This window comes from Haloferax marinisediminis (assembly GCF_009674585.1).
Classification (GTDB): Archaea; Halobacteriota; Halobacteria; order Halobacteriales; family Haloferacaceae; genus Haloferax; species Haloferax marinisediminis.
This window is the reverse complement of record NZ_WKJP01000001.1, coordinates 1,863,090-1,888,306: the sequence shown is the minus strand read 5'-3', so window position 1 is coordinate 1,888,306 and position 25,217 is coordinate 1,863,090. Positions and strand designations below refer to the sequence as shown.

The 25,217-nt window shown below is 62.2% G+C and carries 21 protein-coding genes and 1 tRNA gene; 7 read left to right on the top strand and 15 right to left on the bottom strand.

Going from position 1 to position 25,217, the window contains the following annotated elements; translation table 11 throughout:
* The first annotated feature begins 132 nt into the window (after positions 1-132).
* Complete coding sequence (locus GJR98_RS09795) at positions 133-369, top strand: UPF0058 family protein (protein ID WP_151137803.1); 237 nt, start codon at positions 133-135, stop codon at positions 367-369.
* A 137-nt stretch (positions 370-506) separates the two neighbouring features.
* Here GJR98_RS09795 and GJR98_RS09790 read toward each other — a convergent pair whose 3' ends face one another.
* The 5 genes from GJR98_RS09790 to malQ form a co-directional block, all read right to left on the bottom strand.
* Positions 507-920, bottom strand: a complete 414-nt coding sequence (locus tag GJR98_RS09790) for a DUF555 domain-containing protein (RefSeq protein WP_151137800.1) — start codon at positions 918-920, stop codon at positions 507-509.
* A 110-nt stretch (positions 921-1,030) separates the two neighbouring features.
* Positions 1,031-1,945 carry a DNA-3-methyladenine glycosylase family protein gene (locus tag GJR98_RS09785; RefSeq protein WP_151137797.1) on the bottom strand — a complete coding sequence of 305 codons (915 nt, stop codon included), beginning with the start codon at positions 1,943-1,945 and terminating at the stop codon, positions 1,031-1,033.
* Positions 1,946-2,007: 62 nt separating this feature from the next.
* The gene (locus GJR98_RS09780; protein WP_151137794.1) at positions 2,008-2,952 is read right to left on the bottom strand and encodes a mechanosensitive ion channel family protein; all 945 of its coding nucleotides are present in this window, start codon (positions 2,950-2,952) and stop codon (positions 2,008-2,010) included.
* Between the two features lie 56 nt (positions 2,953-3,008).
* Positions 3,009-3,404 carry a spore germination protein GerW family protein gene (locus GJR98_RS09775; RefSeq protein ID WP_151137790.1) on the bottom strand — a complete coding sequence of 132 codons (396 nt, stop codon included), beginning with the start codon at positions 3,402-3,404 and terminating at the stop codon, positions 3,009-3,011.
* 89 nt (positions 3,405-3,493) lie between these two features.
* The gene (gene malQ, locus GJR98_RS09770; protein ID WP_151137787.1) at positions 3,494-4,984 is read right to left on the bottom strand and encodes a 4-alpha-glucanotransferase; all 1,491 of its coding nucleotides are present in this window, start codon (positions 4,982-4,984) and stop codon (positions 3,494-3,496) included.
* Between the two features lie 156 nt (positions 4,985-5,140).
* On the opposite strand from malQ, the gene thrS reads away from it, so the two are divergent.
* Positions 5,141-7,069 (top strand): threonine--tRNA ligase, encoded by a 1,929-nt coding sequence (gene thrS, locus GJR98_RS09765; protein ID WP_151137784.1) that lies wholly within the window; start codon positions 5,141-5,143, stop codon positions 7,067-7,069.
* Positions 7,070-7,091: 22 nt separating this feature from the next.
* On the opposite strand, the gene GJR98_RS09760 is transcribed toward thrS, so the two are convergent.
* The 3 genes from GJR98_RS09760 to GJR98_RS09750 all read right to left on the bottom strand — a co-directional run bounded on the left by GJR98_RS09760 (position 7,092) and on the right by GJR98_RS09750 (position 11,087).
* Complete coding sequence (locus GJR98_RS09760; protein WP_151137781.1) at positions 7,092-8,528, bottom strand: alpha/beta hydrolase family protein; 1,437 nt, start codon at positions 8,526-8,528, stop codon at positions 7,092-7,094.
* A gap of 207 nt (positions 8,529-8,735) precedes the next feature.
* A complete protein-coding gene (locus GJR98_RS09755; protein ID WP_151137778.1) occupies positions 8,736-9,617 on the bottom strand; it encodes a dihydrodipicolinate synthase family protein in 882 nt (293 codons plus the stop codon).
* 162 nt (positions 9,618-9,779) lie between these two features.
* Positions 9,780-11,087, bottom strand: coding sequence for an MFS transporter (locus tag GJR98_RS09750; RefSeq protein ID WP_151137775.1), 1,308 nt, complete (start codon positions 11,085-11,087; stop codon positions 9,780-9,782).
* Between the two features lie 198 nt (positions 11,088-11,285).
* Here GJR98_RS09750 and GJR98_RS09745 point away from each other — a divergent pair, with 198 nt between their 5' ends.
* Positions 11,286-11,537 carry a hypothetical protein gene (locus GJR98_RS09745; RefSeq protein ID WP_151137773.1) on the top strand — a complete coding sequence of 84 codons (252 nt, stop codon included), beginning with the start codon at positions 11,286-11,288 and terminating at the stop codon, positions 11,535-11,537.
* Here GJR98_RS09745 and GJR98_RS09740 read toward each other — a convergent pair.
* Positions 11,534-11,764, bottom strand: a complete 231-nt coding sequence (locus GJR98_RS09740) for a hypothetical protein (RefSeq protein ID WP_151137770.1) — start codon at positions 11,762-11,764, stop codon at positions 11,534-11,536. The two genes, GJR98_RS09745 and GJR98_RS09740, sit on opposite strands and share 4 nt — an antisense overlap.
* 138 nt (positions 11,765-11,902) lie before the next feature.
* Between GJR98_RS09740 and GJR98_RS09735 the strand changes: the two genes are divergently transcribed.
* Complete coding sequence (locus GJR98_RS09735) at positions 11,903-12,295, top strand: hypothetical protein (RefSeq protein ID WP_151137767.1); 393 nt, start codon at positions 11,903-11,905, stop codon at positions 12,293-12,295.
* A 71-nt stretch (positions 12,296-12,366) separates the two neighbouring features.
* Here the strand turns inward: GJR98_RS09735 and GJR98_RS09730 are convergent.
* Positions 12,367-12,440, bottom strand: a tRNA-Lys gene (locus GJR98_RS09730).
* Between the two features lie 136 nt (positions 12,441-12,576).
* On the opposite strand from GJR98_RS09730, the gene GJR98_RS09725 reads away from it, so the two are divergent.
* The gene (locus GJR98_RS09725) at positions 12,577-14,034 is read left to right on the top strand and encodes a DHH family phosphoesterase (protein WP_151137764.1); all 1,458 of its coding nucleotides are present in this window, start codon (positions 12,577-12,579) and stop codon (positions 14,032-14,034) included.
* A gap of 4 nt (positions 14,035-14,038) precedes the next feature.
* On the opposite strand, the gene GJR98_RS09720 is transcribed toward GJR98_RS09725, so the two are convergent.
* The 5 genes from GJR98_RS09720 to GJR98_RS09700 form a co-directional block, all read right to left on the bottom strand.
* On the bottom strand, positions 14,039-14,332 hold the full coding sequence (locus GJR98_RS09720) for a PRC-barrel domain-containing protein (protein ID WP_058570725.1): 294 nt from the start codon (positions 14,330-14,332) through the stop codon (positions 14,039-14,041).
* Positions 14,333-14,446: 114 nt separating this feature from the next.
* Positions 14,447-16,648, bottom strand: coding sequence for an LUD domain-containing protein (locus GJR98_RS09715; protein WP_151137761.1), 2,202 nt, complete (start codon positions 16,646-16,648; stop codon positions 14,447-14,449).
* Complete coding sequence (locus tag GJR98_RS09710; protein ID WP_151137759.1) at positions 16,641-17,144, bottom strand: LUD domain-containing protein; 504 nt, start codon at positions 17,142-17,144, stop codon at positions 16,641-16,643. Before GJR98_RS09710 ends, GJR98_RS09715 begins: the two co-directional genes overlap by 8 nt.
* An 81-nt stretch (positions 17,145-17,225) precedes the next feature.
* Positions 17,226-19,070 (bottom strand): Nramp family divalent metal transporter, encoded by a 1,845-nt coding sequence (locus GJR98_RS09705; RefSeq protein WP_151137756.1) that lies wholly within the window; start codon positions 19,068-19,070, stop codon positions 17,226-17,228.
* 123 nt (positions 19,071-19,193) lie between these two features.
* Entirely contained in the window at positions 19,194-19,841 is a 648-nt protein-coding gene (locus tag GJR98_RS09700; RefSeq protein WP_151137754.1) for an HTH domain-containing protein, read from the bottom strand.
* A 373-nt stretch (positions 19,842-20,214) separates the two neighbouring features.
* Between GJR98_RS09700 and GJR98_RS09695 the strand changes: the two genes are divergently transcribed.
* Positions 20,215-21,960 (top strand): L-lactate permease, encoded by a 1,746-nt coding sequence (locus GJR98_RS09695; RefSeq protein WP_151137751.1) that lies wholly within the window; start codon positions 20,215-20,217, stop codon positions 21,958-21,960.
* A gap of 105 nt (positions 21,961-22,065) precedes the next feature.
* On the top strand, positions 22,066-25,143 hold the full coding sequence (locus tag GJR98_RS09690) for an FAD-binding and (Fe-S)-binding domain-containing protein (protein ID WP_151137748.1): 3,078 nt from the start codon (positions 22,066-22,068) through the stop codon (positions 25,141-25,143).
* Positions 25,144-25,217: the final 74 nt, after the last annotated feature.

Sequence of the window (25,217 nt, the reverse complement as noted above, 5' to 3'; positions counted from 1 at the left end):
CATAAACCAAATTGAAAACAGACGAACACGAAATTCTGCCTGAGACCCCGATAATCGGCCGTTTAAGGGAGTCGAGTGCTAACGTGACTCAAGATAATACTATATCCCCTCGGTTTCAAGCCGTGTTTGCTCATGAAGAAGCAGGAACTCATCCATCTGCACGGCCTGCTCGCCGAAGTACACACACAGATTGAAGCGTGGGAAGACGAAGACATCGAGCTCACGGAGTACGACACGCTCGGCGTCCGACCGACGTCCATCCACAAATCTAAGACAGACCACAAGGCAGCCGTGTTTAAACTGGCAAAGGGAATCACTGGGGCAATGCGTGAAGCAGAACCAGAGCCAGTCGCTGCACAAGCCGACTGAACCAGCACGAACAACAGTAGCGTTCTCCTCCACGAAGCAACAGACCACGAGCGACTGCACTCTCTCCTGACGTACCTGCTGTACGACGCGAACTCACTGTACGACGCGAGCACTGCCGAAAAAGGAGAGCAGTCTGTCTAGCGGTCGTCGACGAGGTCGTCGAACTCGGGGATGAGTTCTTTGTCGTCTCCGTTCCCATCGGTATCGGTCGGTTCGTCGTCGAGCACCTCGACCGAGAGTATCTTCAGCGGAATGTGTTCGAGACGCTGTCCAATCTCTTTGCGGGCGATTCGCGACGCGTGTTCTTCTTGTTCGACGTTGAAGACGGTCATCTCCAGTTCGAGGGCGACGAGGGCTTCGTCTGCGGCGATGAACGCCGGCGGGAGCGTCTCACCACCAGGGGAGGTACGGGAACCCATGTTTATCTCGACGTATTTCAGGTCCGGGTTGAGCATCTCACCCGTCTTGGAGATGGCGATGCGAATCGCCTCGTCTTCTGTCTCTACGTCGTACACTGGGACCGCGGCCTCGACGACGACTCTGCAGTCCATGGTCATCGTGAACTTGTGCCGCGAGCGGTATCAACCTTCTTGCCACCCGGTGTGCGACGTGGGCAATCGATGGCTGACGATGGCCACTCCTGCCCGTCGAACCGGCTGTTCTACTCGCCGCCGGACCGGAGATAGTGGAACACGTACGTCTGTGTGTAGCCGGCGTACGCCCCACCGAGACGGTCACGAATCGCCCGCGACGTCTCCGTGTAGTTTCCGCGGTCACAATCTGGGTAGTGGTCCTCGATTGCCGACCGAATCCACGTGTCGAGCGGGACGGCTTCGAGATAGCCGAGCGAAAACAAGAGGACACAGTCTGCGACCTTGTCGCCGACGCCGACGAAGTTCGTCAGGTAGTCGCGGGCGTCCTCGTAGTCGCGTCCGAGTGCCGCAGAAGGCGTCGCCTCGCCCGACGCAACCATCTCGGCGGTTCGCTGCACGTAGGGTGCGCGGTAGCCCAGACTGAGGTCACGGAGTTCGTCCTCGGTTGCTTCGGCGAGACGTTCTGCGGTGGGGTACGCGAAGTGCGTCTCCCCGTCGAACTCGACCTGCTCACCGTACGTCTCGCGGAGGCGCGACTGCATCCCGAAGATTCGTGAGACACGCATCTGCGCAGAGCAGATGAACGAGACGAGACAGCCAAACGGTGGGTCCCGAACGATTCGCATTCCGGGATAGGCGTCGTACGCCCGGTTCACGAGCGGTTCGTCGGGCATCTGCTCGACGATGGCGTCTAAGTCGTCGTCGAGGCGGAGCAGGTGCGTCAGAATCGGGACGGCATCGACGTTTGACTGCCACGCGAGCGTGCCGTCGGTCTGACGCACCCGAACGACGGCCGTCTCGTCGGAGACACCGTCGAGCGGTGGGACGACCGTCTGGTACCACGCGTCGCCACCGTAGGCCGCGTCGCGTTCGTACATTCGACCGTCTGGCCGGTCCCAGAGGTACGACTGACCGCTTTCGAGCGTCGACTGGAGGTCGAACGCTCCGTCGAGGTCCGCGAGGTCGATGACACCCGTTTCCATCGGTTCCTCCTTGGGCGCGGGGGATTTGCGGGTTTCGATGGGAGACAGGTAGTGGCGTTCCCTCACCGGTTCCGACTGACCGGGAAGCTAACGCGGTCTGGATGTTCGGCGAGTCGAGTCAGGATGCGTTCGTACAGGCGGTTCCGGGCCCTCTGGGCGGCAGTCGGCGGGACGAGGACGCGGAGTTTGAACACGACCCACGACTCCTCCTGTGCGATGTTGACAGAAGCACCGCTAGGAACGTTCAACTCCAGCGGCGACTGGTCGAGACGGGACTGGTATCGCTCCATCGCAGCGCGAATCTCGTCGCCGAATTCGTCTTCGGCCACCTCGAGCATCAGGTCGCGGACGAACGGAATGTCGGTCTCGAACGACGCCTGAATCGGAACTTCGGTCCAGATGCGGTCGAACAGCGCCCCGTGGTTGACGACTTCCGACGAGAGGACGAGCGAGTTCGGAACGGTGACTGTCCGACCCGAGGGTTGGTTCGACGTGAGGCCGCCACCGGTCTCCCAGAGCGTAGTGACGAGGAAGTCGACCTCTGCGACGTCACCGGAGACGTTGGCGATGGTGACGCGGTCTCCGACGACGTACGGGCGCTTGATGACGACGTAGACCCAGCCGATGAGCGAGAGAATCGGTTGCTGGAGGGCAAAGGTGACGGCGAACCCGATGACACCGAACGAGACGAGGACACCGAGCCACTGTTCTGTGAACGCGCCGAGGATACCGACGAGGCCGACGAGGCCGAGGACGAGTCTGAGAACGTTTCGGAGGTCGTGTGCGCGCCGTCTATCGGAGATTCGAGAGACGAGGACGCCCATCAAGAACCGGTAGACGCCGTAGGTGATAAGCAACACAGCGAGTGCCGACAATCCCTTTGCGAGGAGGACGTCAGCGTCGGGGACAGCGAGGTCCGCGAGAGGCATCGTGGCCCGAACCAAAGCAGCGAGAACCGCAGCGAGCATCCCGATGACGAAGGCACCGAGACCGAAACGGCGAGACATACCGGTGTTGTTGGGTCGGTGCCAGAAAAAGGTGTAGTCGATGCTCTGTCGGTGATTCAGCGGCGCAGGAGACGCCCGAGAGCGAGTCCGAGGCCGATTCCGAGGGCGAGGACACCCACGAGTCGGCGACCAGTGCCGAATCTGAGGAATCGCGTCTCGTCAGGGGTCACTTCGACGACGCCCAGTGGGGTCGCTTGCATGCCACCGCCGCCACCGAACCCTTCACCTCCCTCTTGGCCCGTCTCGTCGGTTCCAGACCCGCCACCCATGCCGATGCCGTATGCGATGCGCGCGACGGGAACGATCGTTCGCTCGCCGACAGTGACGGGGTCGCCGTAGACGGTTCGTGCGTCTGCGCTGACGATGGATTCGAGTGGCGAGACGAACCGCCGTTCGGTCGCTTCGACGTCTATCTCGTGAGACCCGGTGCTCGTCGTGTCTTCAGGGTTCATTGGAGACAGTACGCTCGCAGACGGGATAACACCCGACGTGAGTGGTCTGCAATCGAGAATGAGACGGAAGACGACCAGTGCGGTTGGCCTCAGTTCCGGATGTGGAGGTCGGTCAGGTTGGCGAGTTGGCTCGCGACGCTGTCGTCGAGTCCCTCGTCGGTGACGCGCCACTCCCAGTTCCCGGTCTGGGTGCCGGGCGTGTTGAACCGGGCGTGGGAGTCGAGGCCGAGAACGTCCTGCATCGTCGTGAAGGCGAGGACGGACGCCGAGTTCCAGACGGCGTCGATGATAGACCAGTGGATGTCCGTCCCGTCGGCACCGATGTTGTAGTGCAGGCAGTCGCGCGTGTGGTCGTCCAGCGACTGGTAGTATCCGACGAAGGTGTCGGTGTCGTGCGTCGAGGTGTAGGCGACGGAGTTCTCTGGGTAGTGCATCGGTTGGTACATGTCGCCCTCACGGCACCAGTCGGCGTACTGTGGGACGCGCATCCCGGGGAACGCGAATCGGTCGCGGAGGTCCACGAGTGACACGTCGAGGAAGCCGAGGTCCTCGACGATGAACGGGAGTTCGCCCAGTTCGCGTTCGACCGTCTCGAAGAAGTCGTGACCCGGTGCATCTCGCCACTCGCCGTCTCCTGGGTTGTCCGAGTTTGCGTCGATGGCCCAGTACTCGTCGAAGCCTTTGAAGTGGTCGATGCGGGTCACGTCGACGAGGTCGAACAGCCGACGGAGACGGTCGAGCCACCACCCGTAGCCGTCCTCACGGAGCGTCTCCCAGTCGTACAGCGGGTTACCCCAGCGCTGTCCGTCGTCGTTCGGATTCGGCGGAACGCCTGCGACGACGGCCGGTTCGTGCGCGTCCGAGAGGTCGAACGCTTCGGGGGCGGCCCACACGTCGGCGCTGTCGAGGGCGACGTAGATTGGGAGGTCGCCGACGAGCGTGATTCCTTTCTCTTCGGCGTACGCGGCCAACTCGTGCCACTGCGCGTCGAAACAGAACTGCACGAACTCGCGGTAGCGAATCTCGTCTGCGTGTTCGTCGCGGGCGTGAGCCAACGCGTCAGGGTCGCGCGTCTTCAACTCCTCGGGCCAGTCGATCCACGCGCCCTCGTACTCGTCTTTCAGCGAGGCGAACAGCGCGTAATCTTCGAGCCAACTGTCTTCGCGCTCGCGGAACGCGTCGAACGCGGCGTGGTCGTCTTCGGACGCCTCGGCCTCGAAGCGCTCGAAGGCGGCCCGGAGGCGCGAGCGCTTGTAGTTGCCGACGCGTTCGTACTCGACGGCGTGGTCGTCGAACTCGGGGACCGGTTCGAGGTCGTCTTCGGTCAACCAACCACGTTCTTGGAGGTCGGTGAGGTCGACGAACAGCGGATTACCGGCGAACGACGACGACGATTGGTACGGTGAGTTCGCGTGCGCGGGCGACGTCGGGCCGAGCGGGCAGAACTGCCACATGGACTGGTCTGCATCGGCGAGAAAGTCGACGAACTCGCGCGCGCCGTCGCCGAGGTCTCCAATACCGTGTGAACCCGGGAGCGACGTGATGTGCATGAAGACGCCACTCTGTCGAGAGAAGTGCATATACTCGGGTTCGGTGTGCAACCCTGTTGGTACTTTGGGTCGGGACAGGACTTCGACAGAAGACGTGCTATCAATTCGCACGAAATCGGCGTCGTGAGCGGTCATTCTCGCCCCGTCTCAACAACACTTATTCTCCCCCGTCGGTTTCGTGCGCGTATGAGTGATATCGCTGTCATCCTCCCAGACGGAACGGAACTTTCCGTCGAGGAGGGTGCGACGGTGCGAGACGCCGCGTTCGCAATCGGCCCCGGTCTCGGAAAGGACACCGTTGCCGGCGTCGTCGATGGCGAACTCGTAGACAAAGAGACGCCGCTCGAAGACGGCGCGAAACTCGTCATCGTCACCGACCAGTCCGACGAGTATCTGGACGTGCTGCGCCACTCGGCGGCTCACGTCTTCGCACAGGCCCTTCAGCGCCTCCACCCCGAGGCCAAACTGACCATCGGCCCGTGGACGGACGACGGGTTCTACTACGACGTGACGAACGTCGACCTCGAACAGGAGAACCTCGATGCCATCGAAGACGAGATGCACAACATCATCGAGGAAGACCTCGACATCGAGCGCGTGCTCGTCGACCGCGAAGAGGCACTCGAAAAGTACGCCGACAACCCCTACAAGCGTGACATCCTCGAAACCGAGGCCGCAGGCGACGACGAGCTTTCGTTCTACGAACAGGGCGAGTTCGAGGACCTCTGTAAGGGACCGCACGTCGAGTCGACGGGCGACATCGGCGCCGTCAAACTCCTCAACATCTCCGCGGCCTACTGGCGCGGTGACGAGGAGAACGACACGCTAACGCGTGTCTACGGGACGGCCTTCGAGTCCGAATCTGACCTCGAAGACTTCCTCGAGATGCGTGCCGAGGCCGAAGAGCGTGACCACCGCAAACTCGGGCGCGAACTCGACCTGTTCTCCATCCCGAGCGTCACGGGGCCGGGCCTCCCACTGTACCACCCCAACGGGAAGAAGGTCCTGCAGGCGCTGGAGACGTACGGCCGCGACCTGAACGAGGACTACGGCTACGACTACGTCGAGACGCCGCACCTGTTCCGGACGGAACTGTGGAAGCAGTCGGGCCACTACGACAACTACCAGGACGACATGTTCCTCCTCGACGTCAACGACGAGGAGTACGGCCTGAAGCCGATGAACTGCCCGGGTCACGCGACCATCTTCAAGCAGGGCAGTTGGAGTTACCGTGACCTGCCGGTTCGCTACGCCGAAAACGGGAAGGTCTACCGCAAAGAGCAGCGCGGTGAACTCTCCGGTCTCTCGCGCGTGTGGGCGTTCACCATCGACGACGGTCACCTGTTCGTCCGCCCCGACCAGATCGAACAGGAAGTCGAGGACATCATGAACATCATCCTCGAAGTCCTCGAGACGTTCGACCTCGACTACGAAGTCGCACTCGCGACGCGCCCCGAGAAGTCCGTGGGATCGGACGAAATCTGGGAGCAAGCCGAGTCGCAACTCGAATCCGTCCTCGACGCCTCGAAGATGGACTACATCGTCGAAGAGGGCGACGGCGCTTTCTACGGCCCGAAAATCGACTTCGCGTTCGAAGACGCGCTCGGACGGAAGTGGGACGGCCCGACGGTCCAACTCGACTTCAACATGCCCGAGCGGTTCGAACTCTCGTACACGGGCGAGGACAACGAAGACCACCGCCCGGTGATGATTCACCGCGCCCTCTACGGGTCGTTCGAGCGGTTCTTCATGGTGCTCATCGAGCACTACAACGGCAAGTTCCCGTTCTGGCTCGCCCCCGAGCAGGTCCGCATCCTTCCCATCTCGGACGACCAGATTGGCTACGCCAAGAAGCTGCAGTACGAACTCGAAGACTTCCGTGTCACCATCGAAGACCGCTCGTGGACGCTCGGTCGGAAGATTCGCGAAGCCCAGACGGACCGCGTTCCGTACATGGTCATCGTCGGCGGCGACGAGGAAGAAGCAGGAACCATCTCCGTTCGTGACCGCAAAGAGCGCGAAGCACAGGACGTGACGGTCGAGGAGTTCCGCGACCACCTCCGGAGCGAGAACGAAGAGAAGCGTCCCGAACCCGACTTCCTCGACGACGAGTAAGCCACCCGCCGGCGGGCGGTTCTCAGGTCGAGACTGTTTTCGTCTGTACGTCGTGCGTTGCCCGGTCGAGTTCTCGTGCGACTGTCTGTTGGAACTCGTCGCGGCGAATCAGGTTCGCCACCACGCCGAAGTGCCCACAGTCCCACTCGTGGCGGTTCTGCTGCGGGACACCCCACTCGTCGAGCAGTATCTGTGCCGTCCGTGTCGGTGCCATCTCGTCGCGGCTACCGATGAACGAGAAGACGTGGTCGGGAGCGAGGTGTGAGGTCTTCGGCGGGTTGAGCAGTGGTGCAAGTTCGTGGAGTTTCTCGCCCGTCCACCCGGCGGCATCGAGCGATTTGTCGATATCGAGGAGTGTGGTGAGGTCGCCCGAGAGGAGCGTCTGGTCGATGGCACCGGGCATCCCGACAGGGAAGAGGAGGTCAGGTCGCATCGATTCGGGCCAGTCACCACACCGACCCCCGACGTGGAGGGTAATCGTACCGCCGAGACTGACACCGCCGACGCCGACGACGGGTGCGCCCTCGGTGCGCGCCCAATCGACGAGGACACCGGTTTCGAGTGCCGCGGCCGAATACAGCGTGAACAACCCGACTGGTGCACGGGCGATGTAGGGTTCGCCGCTATAGTGACCGAGTGGTTCGCGCCGGCCGTGCCACGGCGCGTCGGGGAGGATGACGCGATAGCCTGCCGGTGCGAGTGTCCGTGCGAGGTACTCTTCTTCGGGCCAGTAGACGAGCTGGTCGTCGAACATCCCCCACCCGGAGTGGAAGATAATCGTCGGCAGGTCGCCGTCCACGTCGGCCGGTTCGTACACCCGAGCGGTGGCTTTGTCCGAGAGGTGTGGCGACGGCGACGTAAATCGGAGGAGGAACTCGACCGTTCCCGGTCCGCGGACGGTCGCAGAGCGTTCGACTCGGGGGAACTCCTCGGAGGCACGGGATTCGGCGAACGCATACAGTCGCTCGGGTTCGGCCAGTTCGTGGTGCCAACGAGTCAGCGCGTCGTCGGGGTCGGGCGTCTGGAACTTCACCGGCGGGACGAGGTGGTCTTTCGCGAGGAACCCGAAGATGTCGCTCGGTTTGGCGCGTTCTTGCGAGATTTCTCGCCGGTCGCGTTCGATGGCGACGCGTTCGTCCGGAAGCGACTCGTACCCGCCCCAGAACACGCTGTCCCATCGCGCCATCGTCTCGTCGTACTCCTCGCGGACCTGCGCGTACTGGGCGAGGGCACGTTCGATTCTGTCGTGGAGGTGTGGTGCAGGTGGCGCGCCCACTTCTCGGAGGTACGCCTCGGGGCCTTCTCCGAGGGCCACGTCTGCAGCAGCACGGGCGCGGACGACGGCGAACTCGCGGGGGAGCGACCGCATCTTGATGGTCTCGAAGACGCGGGAGGTGAACAGTCGGCCGGCAGGGGACGTCATCATCCGATGAACGGCCGGTGTCTCGAGGTGGTCCATAGCGTGTGATACGGTTGACACCATATTGACCCTAGCCCGGACTGTCAGGAGGTGAGAACTGGGCGAACTGGGACAAATAAATCGTATTCTGCTATATGAAATGGTTGCTGACGCTGGTATCATCTTCTAAGAGACCTCTCCACACTGAATCGACGAACCGTCGGCACTCACGTGAGTACTCGTGGCAGAAACGGGTCGAGAAAGTCGTCAGTTACCGACGAGGTGGTGGATGTCGGTAACGACGTCGTCTGGAAGCGACACCAACGGCGGCCGAACCTCGGCCGAGTCGATGACGCCTCGGTGTTCGAGGCCGGCTTTCGCAACTGTCGCGAACCCGTACTCCATGCAGTAACCGAATAAGTCGGGGAACGCCTCCTGCTCGCGTTCGAGCGCTGTGTGCGTGTCTCCCCCGAACGCCTCGTCACGAATCTCGGCGAACACCTCGGGGACGACGTTCGAGAGGGCGTTGATTCCGCCGTCGCTGCCGGCGTGAACCCCAGAGACGAAGTGCTGGTCGTAGCCTTCGAGGAGGGTGAACTCGTCGTCGGTCACGCGCAGCAGTTCGAGGAAGTAGTCGAAGTCGCCGCTGGAATCTTTGAGGCCCACGATTGCGTCGTGGTCGGCGACGGCGGCGACTGTCTCGGGTGCGATTGGCTGGCCCGTGCAGGCGGGGATGTTGTAGAGGACGAGTGGGAGCGGACTTCCATCGGCGACCGTCTCGAAGAACTGCTGGTTGCCCGCGGGCGTCGGTGCAGTGTGGAAGTACGGTTGCGTGAGGAGGACTGCGTCGGCGCCAGCGCTGGCGGCGAACTCGATTCGTTCGCTCACCGTCTGGATATCGGTTCCCGCGACGCCAGCCACGACGGGGACGCGTCCCTCGGCAGCGTCCACAGTCGTCTCGATGACCGTTCGAAACTCTGCGGGCGAAAGGCTCGCGAACTCGCCAGTCGTCCCGCAGGGGACGACACCGTCGATATCGTGTTCGATGAGCCAATCGACCAGTGTCGACAGACTCGCTTCGTCGACAGTCCCGTCTGCGAAGGGAGTGACGAGTGGGCAGAGGACACCGTGGAACGAATTTTTCGACATGTGTTGTCTCATCTCACGGGTGCGTGTTGGAACTTTCTGTGTCGGTAGGAACCGGTGGAAATTCTGTGTCGGTAGGAACCGAATGAAAAACGGGTTAACCCATTGCGAGGCGTCTCTGCTCCAGATTCACCGAGAGACGACTTCGAGAGACAAAAAACGCGATTACCATTGCGTCAACGCACTCGTCCCGTGGGACCACACGAGAACACCGAGGAACGCGAGAACACCGGTAATCGCAGAGGCGCCGCCGACGTAGAACACCCACTCCATGCCGACATCGGCCATGAGGTAGCCACCCAGAAGCGGTGCGGCGACGCTTCCCGGGCGCCAGAGAAGTTCGCGAATGCCGAAACTACTGGCGACACCTGCGCCGTCAGTCCCTTCGTCGGCGAAGAGAGCCATACTGGCGGGTTCGCGGAGGCTGTCCGCGACACCGAGAAGTCCTGCGAGTCCGACGAGTGGGAGGAACGCTGGTGAAAGCGGGCCGAGAATCGGGAAGGCGGCGGGAAGCGCGAGCGCTTCCCCGATTGCAGGCGAGAAGGGGACTGCGAGTGCGATGAGGCCGTAGAGGCCGCCCCCGACGAAGACGAAGCGCGCGCGGCCGTACTGGTCGGAGATGCGGCCGGTGTACGGCTGACAGAGCATGTTGGTGAACTTCTCCGCGACGACGGTTGCAGCGACGGCAATCCCACCGTAGGCGAGGCCACCCGACGCCGCCGAGACGCCAGCGTAAATCGGCACCCACGTCCGAACGAGCGTGACGGCGACGGAGTACTGGACGCGGAACGTCGCCATCGTCAGAATACGCTCGTTGAGCGCGAGGTTCGTGAACGGAAAGCCGTGGACCGTCGTCTCGTCCGGTGGGAGAAACACCCAGACGGCGACGACGGCGATGGTCAGGAGAATCGTGATGACGATGAAGATAGGCGTGAAGCCGAAGGCGTCGTAGAGGAATCCAGCGCTGATACTGCCGAGGATAGATGCCGCGAACCGTGCGGCGTTCGCTTTGCCGATGTGGTTCGCACGTGTTCCCTCGCGAGCGAGTTCGCCGACGAGTGCGAGCGACATCAGTCCCGCACCAGTGACTGCGATGCCCTGTGCCGCGCGAGCGACGACGAACGAGAGACTCGAGTCGACGAGCGGGAACAGTGCGTAGACGACTGCGCCGAGGCCGACAGTTCCCGCGAGAACGAGACGTTTGTCGTATCTGTCACCCGCCCACGCGAGGGGGACGACGGCGACGGTCTGTGCGAGTGTGAACCCAGTGGTGTACATGCCGATGACGAAACCCTTCGAGAGCGTGAGACCACCAAGGACGAGTCCGCCGATGGCGAGTTCCGGCAGCACGAGGGCCGTCGGGTCCAACTCGTTGATATACTTCGGGAGGAGGGTCACGAGCGTGATGAACCCGAATCCACCGGCGAAACGGGTGAGGTACAACGCCCAGAACCTCAGACGGGTACGGTTCATACGTGGTGTGTGGAGAACTGCCGAAAAGAGGTACCGAAACGACCCGCCGGGTGCAGCACACTCCCAGTGAGAGCGAGTTCCCTCGTCGTCGTCGCAGTCGAACGAGCACCATCGACGACGGCGAGTGAAATCGGAACGACATAAATGGCCGTCGATACGAGGGGTTCGATTTTACATGTTCCAGTACCATGTGCACATATGGCACAGCTTGGTGGGAGCCCTCTGGTGGGGGGTGCCGAAACACGGTTAGTGGAGATAGAGCGAGAGATGAACGACCACGGCGCGATGACTGTCCGCGTCGTCGAGACGGGTGAACTCAGGACGGTTGTCGAATACGAGTCGCCCAGCCTTCGTGAGCAACTGGAGAAGGCACGAGCAGGCATGGAGCTGCCGCTCCGCTTCGCCCCAGCACCGGGACGTGGCAACTCGTGGGTGGTCCTGCGAAGTTAGGGGTCGAAGAGGACCTTCGCACCGGTGGCGAGGACGGCGAACAGCACGAAGAGCACCGCGCCTGCAACGACGTCCGAACCGAACAGCACCCCGAAGTCGGGCGTCAGTGCGGCGACGAATCGGTCGAGGTCGAAGTGGTCGTTGACCCCGACAGCGAAGCCAAACACGACCGACACGAGGAGTGTGATGACGAGGAGCGTGAGTTCGGTTCGGTCGCGCTGGGTCATACGCTGACGCTCACCGTGGTGGGAGATAAGTCACCCGACGCGAACGAGCCGAGTTCCCCAACAGACGGACGCAGACGGGGGAGGACCGGCCATCGTGATTGGCAGAAAACATTTAGACCGGGAGAAGCGAGACCAGCTGTGGATTTCACGAGACGGCAGATTGTCGCCGGTCTTGGACTCGGAATGGGCGGAGTTGCAGGCTGTTCGGCCATCACCGACCATCAGGCAGACATTTCGATTGTGAATAAAACGACGGCAGCAGTCGATGCGACACTCGAAGTTACGCGTCTCTCCGACGGGAAACAGCTGCTTCGAGACGCGTTTACACTCCCACCAGGCGGGCCAGAGGAATATACATCGAAAAAAGCGTACAAAGAGGTCGTCGGAGGGGAAACGACCCGAATCCATCTCGCAGTCGAAAACGGCCCAGAAGGAACGTACGAGTTCGCTGACGAGGAGAAAACAGACGCGAAAGGTGTGTTCATAGACGTTCTGCCAGAGTCGATAGAGTTCGAAGAATTCGTCAGGTGAGTTCGCTGCAGACAGTTGTCGTCCAGAGACGACACTCAGCGCTCGTCGTGTTGCTTCGGGAAGGAAGGAAGTGGGCCGGACGCGATTTGAACACGCGACCGTCTGATTAAGAGTCAGACGCTCTGCCTAACTGAGCTACCGGCCCTTGCTGCAATTTCCCGTAACCCGTGGTAGGTAAAATGACTTTCCTTTCTGTACGACGACGGCACAGACGCACACACTCACAGAGTGGTGACAAACGGTGGGTGTTAAGTGTCGCCCTAGCCGAGTAGCGGGCAACAATGAGTGCAGGCGTCAGTGTCTCTTCGATGTCCACGTATGCGATTCTCGGCTGTGGGAGCGTCGGGCACGCCGTGGCCGAAGAGCTGGCGGACGAGGGCAAAGATGTCCTCATCCTCGACAAGGACGAAAGCCGCGTCGAATCCCTGCGCGACCAGGACCTGAACGCGCAGACAACCGATATCTCCGAGCCAGAACTGGCCGAAGTCGTCGCAGACCGGGACGTCGTCCTCATCCTCTCGTCGGACGTCGAAGCGAACAAAGCCGCGGTGTCCACCATGCGCGACCGCGGTGACGACAAGTTCATCGTCGTCCGTGCGTCGGACCCAGTCTCCGAAGACGAACTGACGCAACTCGGCGCCGACGTAGTCATCAACCCCTCGGAGGTCATCGCCGACTCCGCACTCCGGAGCGTCGAATCCGGCGAACTGGAGTACAAAGCCCGGCAACTCGCCGACATCCTGCGTGAGACAGACCACGGGCTGGCGATTCTCACACACGACAATCCCGACCCGGACTCACTCGCGTCGGCAATCGCCCTGCAGGCCATCGCTCGCGAGTACGACATCGAGGCCGACATCCTCTACTCGGGTGACATGGGCCACCAAGAGAACCGGGCGTTCGTGAACATCCTCGGTATCGAACTCACGCCGCGGTCGGACGCGAAACCGCTCGAAGAGTACGGCGCAGTCGCACTCGTCGACCACATGAAGTCCGGGATGCCCGACCTCGGCGAGGCCGAAATCACGGTGTTCATCGACCACTTCGAACCCGACGAGGGCATCGACGCCCGCTTTACCGACATCCGCCCGAACGTCTCGTCGACGTCGACCATCCTCACCAAGTACATCCAGGAGTTCGACCTGAGTCCCTCGAAAGCAGTCGCCACGGCGCTTCTGTACGGAATCCGCGCCGAGACGCTGGACTTCAAGCGAGATACGACGCCTGCGGACCTGACCGCTGCGGCGTACCTGTATCCCTTCGCCGACCACGACACCTTAGAGAAAGTCGAGTCGCCGTCGATGTCGCCCGAGACGCTGGACGTGCTCGCCGAAGCCATCCAGAATCGAGACGTACAGGGGTCGCACCTCGTCTCGAACGCGGGGTTCATCCGTGACCGAGACGCGCTCACGCAAGCGGCCCAACACCTGCTGAATCTCGAAGGCATCACGACGACGGCCGTCTTCGGCATCGCCGACGACACCATCTATCTCGCCGCTCGCTCGAAGGACATCCGCATGAACATCGGAAAAATTCTGAGCGATGCGTTCACGGGTATCGGCGAAGCGGGCGGCCACTCGACGCAAGGGTCTGTCGAGATTCCACTCGGCATCTTCACCGGTATCGAGACGAACGACGACAACCGGGACACGCTCTTGCAGCTCACCGAAGAAGCGGTAAAGCGCAAGCTCTTCCAGGCGATGGGTGTGGAGAGCGGCGAGAGCGGAAACGGGAGTTAAGAACTCAGGCGAGGAGCGACTCTTCGTCTTCTTCGGGATTTTTCAGTCGCTCGATAACGTCGTTGATGAGGATGACGTCACCGACCGCGCGGACCCATCGATACGGGATGAGTACACCCTTGCCGGGTTCGATTTGGTTTCGGAACAGTTCGTTGTTCAGGGCCGTCAGCGCGAGTCCAGTGACCGTCTCGTGGTCTAAGTCGAGGCGGACGTCTTCGACCTCGCCGACGAACACACCGTTGTTCGAGTAGACCTCACGGCCTACGAGCGTCGTAATCTCTTCGGGCGTCCCGTCCATATCCGCCAAATTGGGATGCCGGGTCTTAATAGTTCGTAGCGTTCGACAGCGGGCGCAGACACGTGGCTGACGGGCGTCGGACATCGAAGCGAAACAATCGAACCGCGGGGAGGATTATCGCCGCGGTGCGATGAGCTCGACCGGGTGTCGCGACGGCCGGCGAAGCAGTGAGTCGAGTTGTTCGAGACAGGAGGTGCCGCTGGCGACGACCGTCCGATTTCGCGTCTCGTCGGTCTGGAACTGCCCTTGCAGTTCAGAGCCAACGTCCATACTCAGTTCGTAGTACTCCGATTTGTAGCCGAACGACCCGGCCATCCCGCAGCACTCCACGTCGGAAGTGGCCACGTCGTAGCCGAGGTCAGCGAGGACCGCCTCGGTGTAGCCTTCGAGGCCGAGGGTTCGCTGCTGGCAGTGACTGTGGTAGGCGACTTCCTCGCTGTCGGTCGATTCGAGGGCGTCGGTCGGCGCACCGTTTTCGAGCAGGCCGAAGACGTACTCCATCACCTCGAAGCTACTGTCGGAGAGGCGCTGGAACGACTTCTCGGAGAGGAACTTCTCGTACTCGTTGTCGAACATCGCGAGGTCCGAGGGTTCGATGACGACGATGTCGCGACCCTCGTCGATGTACTCTGCGAGGCCGGCGTACACGTCGTGCGCGTGGTCTTCGGCGGTGGCAATCATCCCCTGCGACAGCGGAGCGCGACCCGACGAGCGAACGTCGGGGACGACCACGTCGACACCGAGGGCTTCGAGGGTGCGGACCGCCGCCTTCCCGCGTTCGACCTGCACGTGGTTCGTGTACACGTCGGGGTAGAGCACGGCGGTTCGCGTCGGGTTCTGGACGTGTGAGTCACGCGCGTCGAACCAGTCTTTCAGCGTCTCGCGCTGGAACGAGGGGAGTTCGCGGCGAGCGTCGATGCCGAGGAACCGTTCCATGAGGTTCCGAGAGACGGACGTCTGAGTGACCCAGTTGGAGACGGGAGCGAAGGTGCTCCCGACCTTCGCGGCCGTCTCGAAGTTGCCGAAGAAGCGTTTCTGGAGGCTGACGCCACCGGGTTCTTCGTCGGGGGTGAGTCCGTCGACGAGCCAATCGACTTCCGACACCTCACCACGGTTCACCCGGTCGCGAACGACCGTGTTTATCCACGGGATGTCGATGTTGACCGGGCAGGCAGTGGTACACCGGCTACACCCGGTACAGAGGTCGTTGAACTCCGCAGCAGAGTCGAGGCCTTCGACACCGGCTTCCCACCCGGTTCCGATGCCGCCGGAGTACGTCTCGCCACCGAAGGCGTGACCGCCGACGTGCTGGAAGTTGGCGCAGACGTTCGAACAGGCCGAACATCGGATGCAGTAGAGCGTCTCGCGCAACTGCTCGTCGTCGCGCATGTCGAGGCGACCGTTGTCGATGAGGACGAGGTGGAAGTCGCGGTCGGTCTCGTTCTCAGTGATTGGAGTGTCAGGGTCGTCGAAATCGACCGTCGGCGACTCCACAGGCGGCGTGAGAAGCGAGATGTAAGAGGTGATGTTCTGCCCCGTGCCCGACTTGCCGATGAGTTCGATGAAGGGCTGGAGGTCTTCGACCGCCGGGACGACTTTCTCGACGCCGGCGACGGCGACGTGCGTGTCCGGAACGACGGCCGTCTTTCGGGCGTTCCCTTCAGAGGTGACGAGCGCCATCGTCCCCGTGTCGGCGGTGATGAAGTTGGCACCGGTCATGCCCACGTCGGCACCTTCGATGAGTTCGCCGAGTTGCTGGCGGGCGAACATCGTGAGTTCTTCTGCCGTCTGCAGCGGTTCGTCGGGTTCGAACGTCTCGTTGAACAGGTCGGCGATGGCCTCCCGCGACTTGTGGATGGCGGGGGCGACGATGTGCGAGGGTGCCTCGTCGGCGACCTGGAGGACCCACTCACCGAGGTCCGTCTCGACCACGTCGACGTCCGCTGCTTCGAGTTCGTCGTTGACCTCGATCTCCTCGGAGGTCATCGACTTCGACTTGACGACGCGTTCGGCATCTTTGTCCTCGCACACCTCCCGGATGTAGCGGTTCGCGTCCGCGGCGTCGTCGGCGATGTACATCGTCCCGCCGTTCTCCTCGATGGTCTCTCGGAGTTGGTCGAGAAGGTCGGGGAGTCGCTCGATGGCGTCTTCTTTGATCGCTCGAGCCTCGGCTTTCAGCCCCTCGTAATCGTCGAGCGTCTGGACCGCCTGGTATCGGCCCTCGTTGAATCCGCTCGTACTCGTGTTGACGGCGTCGCCTTCGGTCTCCATCAACTGGCGAATCTTCGCCGCCTTCGCTTCGCGTGCCTTACTCATCGAGAATCACCACGTGGACGTCTTTTGGGCCGTGCGCACCCTTCACCAGCGCACCCATGTCGGCAGTCGCGCTCGGACCGGTGGCGATAATCGCAGAGTCGTGGCCCGTCCGGAACTCCTCGCCGAGCCATTCGAACGCCTCGGGCATGCCCGAGACGATGTCTGACTTCCGGAGGACGGCGACGTGGAGGTCGCCGAACAGACTCACGGGTTCGACGCCGTCGGGCGTGCCCTGCACGACGACGCTCCCGTAGTCTGCAATCGCGATTCCTGCCGCCGTGATGCCGACGTTCGCCGCTCGGAGGTCGGCAGGTGTCGGGTCGGTGTTCACCCACGGCGGGAGTTCGACACCGTCGTACGGAAGTTCGACGCCAACAGCAGGGTCGTCACAGACCTCGCGAAGGACTGTGGACAACTCTCCCGAAGACGTGTGTGTCCAGCCTACTTCGAGTCGTTCGAGTGAGTCCTCGAACGTCGCAACCGTGCCGGTTGACATATTCACGGCTTGCGCGTTCTACATAATCGTTCTTCGGGTTCAAACAGCCCTACTACGGTTAATGATGAAGGATATCGAGAGTTATGAGAACCATCCGCTGGCCTCCGCTGCGTCGGGGACGGTCCCGGAAGCGGCACGTTTGCCAGCGGCGGACTTCCCGACCGTGTACGCTTGGACGACGAAGTAGACGGCCCAGAGGGCGTACCCGCCGACGCTGCTGCCGAGAATCGACGGGGCCGTCTCGAACGCCGTGAGTCCGAATTCGGCCAACGTCGTCCCAACGAGGAGGACCGAGAAGTACCCGTAGAACCCAGTCGCCCACCACATCGCCACGACGCGGCCCCATCCGGGTTGGATGTGTTCGGGGAGTCGCGTCGTGTTCATCACGAGGACGAGTGCGGTGTACGGCCACATCATCACGCCAGACATCGCTGCGCCGACGACGAGGAAGAAGAACGGTTCGCGGCCCTCGAACGGTGACGTGAACACGAGGATGATGACGACGCCCCAGACGCAGAACGCGGTGAGCAGTCGCCAGAACAGCTTCGGGAGGTCCCACCCAGCTTCACGGCCGTAGGACTCGTAGAGCGCGTCGGCACTGTTGCGGACGAACGATTCGACGATGGCGTATTCGGTCGTGAAGAGCGCGACGAAGAGGATGGCGAAGACGAGGAACGACCCGACAGGACCGAGGAGGGGAACGACGTCACCCAACCACATCTGGATGGCGTCGGTCGTCGTCCCGGGGGCGTACTTCATGGCGACACTCATGAGCGCGGGTGCGACGACGAGGAGTCCGAGAACGAACGTTAGCAGGTGTTCGAGTTGGACGACGCGCCACCACCCACGCCATCGCCGAAGGTTCGTCACCGTCGGACGGAAGGTGAACCCGTCGCGTTCGATGGGTTCCGGGTCGTCGCCGCGGAGTGGATTCTTCACTCGCCCTTGGTAGTTGCCCATCCCGTATCCTTTCTCTCGCATCCAGAGACTCTGCGAGAGGTTGAGATACCCGCCAGCGCCAGCGAAGGCGAGGCCGCCGAGGAAGACGGCGATGTCGACGCCTGCCGGGAGACTCCCAATCGACTGCGCAGCGTCGGGGACGGTGGAGAATTCGACCCACGAGCCGGTGACACCGACGAGCATCAACGTCGCACCGATGGCGACGAACAGGAGCCCAATCTGGAACACCTCGACGGCGTTGTACATGACAGACGAGGTCTGATACGAGAGCCAGATGAGCGCCATCAGGCCGACAGCGATGAGTTTCCACGTGGCGATGGAGAACCCGAGGAAGCTGACCGACCCACTCAATCCGAGTGCTGTCGCAGCGACCTGTGCGGCCCCAGCGGCCCATCCGGGCCAGCCGAGACTGACGAGGCCACCGAACAAGAACGCCCACGGCCAGTAGGTCCCCACGCGTGCGAACGCGCGAAAGATGCTCTCACCAGTCGCGAGCGTCCAGCGCTGAAGTTCCGTGTTGATGACGAACTGGGTGAAGACGCCGATGATGAACGCCCAGAACACCAGCCAGCCGAACTGTGCGGTCAAGACGGGCCAAAAGAGCGTCTCACCACTTCCGAGCGAGGCACCGAGCATTATCGCCGACGGCCCCACGACGTGGCCGACGCGTGGAACGCGCGGAAGGTCGGTGAGGCGGAACGACCCGCCGGTGCCTTGTTCGGGGTACTCGTCTGAGTCGGGAGACTCGTCTAAGGTGTCGTAGCGAAGCGGGAGGTACCACGTGCCGCGATACTGTTTTCCTTCGATTTCCGAGGCGTACACGTCGTCGCCACCGGAGACACCTCGAACGTCCGCCTCTTCTGCGGTGCTTCGATTCGGTGACGATTCGTCGCTCGGGTCGTCGTCGTCAGTCGATTCCATCTGTGGCCGGTCGGCAGGGTCGGGGGCGACGTGACCGTCACTCATCGAGTGACCCACTCCACGACGGTTCTATCGGCCGGTGAATCGATTGACATCGATACGTTGGCCGAGACTGTGGCCTGATGCGGTATAAATTCGTAGGGTGCAGCAGTCCACGCCGAGTCGTGCTTACCCACCGAGGAAGTGCCAGATGTGACCACGCTCTTCCGGTGGGTCGACACCGGGGAGTTGCTTGAGTGCGGGTTGAATCGCGTTCCACCACCCTTCTGCGGATTCGAATCCTGCCGGGTACTGGAAGTACACGTCACGAAGGAAATCTGCCTTCTTCGCCTCGGGATGGTCGGTTAGATAGTCGTACGCCGCTGAGAGTGCTTCGCGTCGGGCGTCCAGCATCGGCCCACTCCCCGGCAAGTCGGCCTGTTCGATTGCGTTCGAAACTGCAGGTGGGTGGTCGACGACGCGTCGAGTATCCTCGACGTCGACGCCAGTCGCTGTCGCATCGTCCGTCGCCGACTGGTCGGTACTCGATTCCGAGGACGCACGTGCACGGTGAGACTCACCAGTCAACGGAACCCACCAGACGCGACTCCGGGCCCCGACTTTTCTGGTCGCGAGGTCGCCCTGTTCTTCGAGTTCGTTCAGTTTGTTGTGCGCCGTCCGGCGAGAGCAGTCGAGTGCCTCCATCACGTCGGCCGCAGTGAGTGGCCGAGCGGCGTCGTCCCGTTCGTCGAACACCTCCAGAACCGCCTCCAGTGGGATGCGCCCCACGTACTGGCCGTGCTCGTTTCGGGAACGCGCGCGAGACTCCTCTTCCATGAGTTGACCTTTACACACGAGTGTATAAGCCTTTGCACACGACTGAAACACCAATGCACTCGTATATACTGGCCAATTCACACGAATGAATCGGTCGTTCGAGTCCCACTCTCAGCAAAAAGACACGAAAAATCAAATGGTATCCAGAGCCTCTGAACTGGCCGAAATTGGGGTTTTAACCGATACTTGGCTCACTTACACACGAGTGTACTGGGTGTCGAACCACCGAACTGGTCCGAGAGCAAGATATGTCATGAATAGCGACGAACGATAGATATTTATCACAAAAGTTGTGTAGCAGATTCCACGATGCTCTGCATCAGGCACGAATCTGGAACGGAAATGGCTGGGACGAACTGTGGAGGTGAGCAGCATGGTTAGTGCGACCGATGCACTCATCGCGCTGCTGCCGCTTCTGACCATCGCATACCTCATGGTCGGTCGGTATTGGCCCGCGACGCGGGCGATGCCGGTCGCGTGGTTGGTCGCGATCGGCGCTGGTGTCGTCGGCTGGGGCATGACCCCGACGTGGATTGCTGCTGCGACGATTAACGGGTTCATCACTGCGGCGAACATCCTGTACATCGTTTTCGGCGCAATCCTACTTCTGTACACGCTCAAGCAGACGGGCGCGTTCGACTCCATCAACAACGGCTTCGCATCCATCAGTGAGGACCGTCGCGTGCAGGTCGTCCTGCTCGTCTTCCTCATGGGATCGTTCATCGAGTCGGCCGCCGGCTTCGGGACGCCCGCAGCAATCGTCGGCCCGCTCCTCGTCGGCCTTGGCTTCCCGCCGCTGGCCGCCGTCGTTGTCGCCCTCACGGGTAACCTCATGGCGATTACGTTCGGTGCCGTCGGGACGCCGCTCATCATCGGGATGATCGACATCTTCGAGGGCGTCGAGACGATCAGCACCACAGTTCTCGGTGCTGGAGGCTACGAGTCCATCGCCGCGTGGGTCAGCGAAATCGCAGTGTTCGCTGCCATGCACCACGTCGTCGTCGGTATCGCGCTTCCGTTCATCGGTGTCGCCATGATGACGCGCTTCTTCGGTGAAGAGAAGTCCATCAAGCCGGCACTCGAAGTGCTTCCCCTGACGCTGTTCGCGTGGGCGTCCTTCTCGGTTCCGTACTTCCTCACCGCGTACTTCCTCGGACCGGAGTTCCCGGGTCTTCTCGGGTCGATGGTCGGTCTCGCCGTGACGGTCAGCGCGCTCAAGGCTGGCCTCTTCCACCCCGACGAAGAGTGGGACTTCGCCCCAGAATCGTCGTGGCCCGACCACTGGGTTGGTGACATCGAGCCCGGCGAGTCGACGAACGACAACGTCACCGTCGCCGCCGACGGTGGGTCGGTTCAGTCCAGCATGCCGGCGTCTGCCGGTCAGATGTCGCTCCTGAAGGCGTGGACGCCGTACGCGCTCGTCGCGCTCCTGCTCGTCGTTACCCGCGTCGCCGACCCTGTCAAGGCCTTCATCACGAGTGACCTGTTCGTCGTTGGATGGAGCAACATCCTCGGAACGGGTCTCGGAAACGACTTCGCGTTCCTCTACCTCCCCGGTGCAGTGTTCATCGCAGTGCACCTCGTGACGATTCCGATTCACGGAATGCGGAGTGAAGAGATCAAGGCCTCGTGGGCAGAGACCGTCGAGAAGGTCGCACCCGCAGTCGTCGCACTGCTGTTCGCCGTCGCGACGGTGCAGATTATGCTCCAGTCCGGCGCAGCAACCGGTTCGGACAGCATGCTCATCGTCCTCTCCGAGGGCATGGCGAGCGTCGCTGGCTCGGCTTACCCGTTCTTCGCCGCGTACGTGGGCGCGTTCGGTGCGTTCCTCGCAGGGTCGAACACCGTCTCCGACATCCTGTTCGGTACCTTCCAGTACGGTGTCGCAGACTCGATTGGCACGCCGAAGACCATCATGCTTGGTGCGCAGGCAGTCGGTGGTGCCATCGGTAACCTCATCGCCGTCCACAACGTCGTCGCCGCGCTCGCGGTCGTCGGCCTCGTCGGCGAAGAGGGTCGCGTCATCCGTCTCGAACTCATCCCGCTCGTCTACTACGGCACTGCCACTGGCATCCTGACGCTCCTGTTCAGCTACGTGCTGTTCCCCGGCGTGTTCTGAACAGTGGACGTTCGGACGGAGAATCGTTCACGAATGAAAATACAAACACCCGTTTCCGGGTGTCTTTATTGTTTCACACAAATCCACTACTAGAGAGACTAATCAATGGCATCTAACACGCACGAAGCGGCCGCTGACCCTTCGCTGGAGGGGAACTACGACTACGTCAGCGACGACGTAGAGCGGCCAGGGCTGGTCGAAGACCTCGAATCTATCGTCGAGGGCGACGTGCGATTCGACACCTACACGAGAACGCTGTACGCCACGGACGCCTCGGCGTACGAGAAGATGCCCATCGGCGTCGTCATGCCGAAATCGACGGCAGACGTGGCGGCGGTGATGGAGTACTGCGCCGAGCGAGAGATACCCGTCCTCCCGCGAGGCGGCGGCACGAGTCTCGCCGGGCAGACGGTCAACGAGGCCGTCGTCCTCGACCTCGTTCGTCACATGGGCGAGGTCACCGACGTCAACCCCGACACACGAACGGCGACCGCACAGGTCGGTGTCCGTCTCGGCGAACTGAACGAAGAACTGGCGCCACACGGCCTGAAGTTCGCGCCCGACCCGGCGTGGGGTGACCGCTCCGCCCTCGGTGGCGCAATCGGCAACAACTCGACCGGGGCACACTCCCTGAAGTACGGCAAGACCGACTACTACATCGAAGAACTCGAAGTCGTCCTCGCAGACGGGACGGTGACGACGCTCGGAGAAGTGAGCGTCGACGAGCTTCGTGAAGCAGGCGACCCCGAAGGCACGCTCGAAGAGCGAATCTACGCGAAAGTCGCCCAGATTCTCGACGAAGAGGCAGACGAGATATCCGAACGGTACCCTGACCTCAAACGCAACGTCTCGGGGTACAACCTCGACATGCTCGTCGACGAGATGCGCGGTGAACGTCGGACTCCCGACGACACCGGCATCGACGACGAGTGGGAAGCAGGGACCGTCAACCTCGGTCGCCTCATCGCGGGGAGCGAAGGGACGCTGGCAATCGTCACGAAGGCAACTGTCTCGCTGGAGACCATCCCGGAGACGGCGTCGGTCGCACTTCTCACCTACGACGACGTCATCGACGCGATGCACGACGTCGCGCCCATCCTCGAACACGAACCCGCGGCCGTCGAGGTCATGGACGACGTGCTCCTCGACTTGGCGCGCGACACGGCCGAGTTCGCCGACGTGGTCGGGATGCTTCCGGAGGGAACGGACTCCACGCTCCTCGTCGAGTTCTACGCGGACTCCGACGAGGATGGCAAACAGAAAGTCGCAGACCTCATCGAAGACCGCGTCATCGACCCCGACGGGACCGAGTTCGAACCCAACGGTGGGTCCGCCTCGGTGACCGACAAAGAACGTCGCGCGACCGACTTCATGGAGGCACACGACGCCGACACCCGCGCGAAGTTCTGGAAGATGCGCAAGTCGGGACTCCCGATTCTGCTCTCGCGGACGACCGACGAGAAGCACATCGCGTACATCGAGGACACCGCCATCCCGGCGGAGAACCTCCCCGACTACGTCTCTGACTTCCAGGACATCCTCGACGAACACGACACCTTCGCGTCGTACTACGCACACGCCGGTCCGGGCGTCCTCCACATCCGCCCGCTCATCAACACGAAGACCGTCGAAGGCGTCGAGACGTACGAAGCCATCGCGGACGAAGTGACCGACCTCGTCGTCAAGTACGGTGGGTCGGTCTCTGGTGAACACGGCGACGGTCGGGCCCGAACCCAGTGGAACCGCAAACTGTACGGTGACCACCTCTGGAACGTCTTCCGCGACCTGAAGAGCGAGTTCGACCCCGACTGGTTGCTCAACCCGGGGAACATCTGCGGAGAGTACGATTTGACCGAGAACCTCCGGTTCTCACCCGACTACGACTTCGACGCTGGGTTCGACCCCGCGCTGAACTGGGACAACGACAACGGCTTCGAAGGCATGGTCGAGCTCTGTCACGGGTGTGCTGGCTGTCGCGGTCAACAGTCGACCGTCGGCGGCGTCATGTGTCCGACGTTCCGTGCCGCCGAAGAGGAGATTCAGGCGACACGCGGCCGCGCCAACATGCTCCGACAGGCGATGAGCGGTGGCCTCCCAGAAGACGAGATGTTCACCGACGAGTTCGTCCACGAGGTGCTGGACCTCTGTGTCGGCTGTAAGGGCTGTTCGAAAGACTGCCCGAGTGGCGTCGACATGGCGAAGATGAAAGCCGAAGTGGTGCACGAGTACCACCAGCGCAACGGGTCGAGCCTCCGCGACAAGATTTTCGCCAACATCGACTCGCTGTCTGCATATGGGTCGGCGTTCGCGCCAGTCGCCAACGCGGCGACGAAGATTCCCGGTGCGCGGACACTGATGGAGAAGACCATCGGTATCGCGAAAGAACGCTCGCTGCCGAAGTTCCACTCGACGAGCTTCGTCGAGTGGTTCGAGTCGCGTGGCGCCGCGAGCATCGCAGAAGCACAGGCCGACCGGAAGGTGCTGTTGTTCCCGGACACCTACACGAACTACAACCACCCAGAAGTCGGGAAAGCGGCCGTGGAAGCGCTCGAAGCCGCGAACGTCCACGTTCGTATCCCCGACGGTGTCGCCGGGTCCGGCCGACCGCCGCACTCGAAGGGCTTCCTCGACAAGGCCCGCGCCGACGCGGAGCAGAACGTCGAGGTGCTCGCACCCTTCGTCGAAGAGGACTGGGACATCGTCCTCTGTGAACCATCGGATGCCGTGATGTTCCAGTCGGACTACCTCGACTTGCTCTCCGGCGACGACGTGGAGGCCGTCGCGGCCAACTCCTTCGGTATCATGGAGTACTTCGACACGTTCCGACTGGACGAGAACCTCTCGTTCCTCCCGCAGAACGATTACCTGACGTACCACGGTCACTGTCACCAGAAGTCCACGAAGAAAGACCACCACGCGGTGGGCGTCCTCCGTCGCGCTGGATTCGACGTGGACCCGCTGGACTCGACGTGCTGTGGCATGTCCGGGTCGTTCGGCTACGAGGCAGAACACTACTCCATGTCGATGGCCATCGGAGACATCCTCTCCGGTCAGGTCGCAGACAGTCCGGGAGATGTCGTCGTCGCCCCCGGCGCGTCCTGCCGGTCGCAACTCGAAGACATGGGCGTCGACGAGGAACCGCCGCACCCAGTCGAGATGCTCGCCCGCGCCATCGGGGCGTAGGAACGGACTCGACTCTCACACCGGCACGGGTTCGGTGAACAGGGCAAACGGAACGCGGTACCCTACATGCCCGT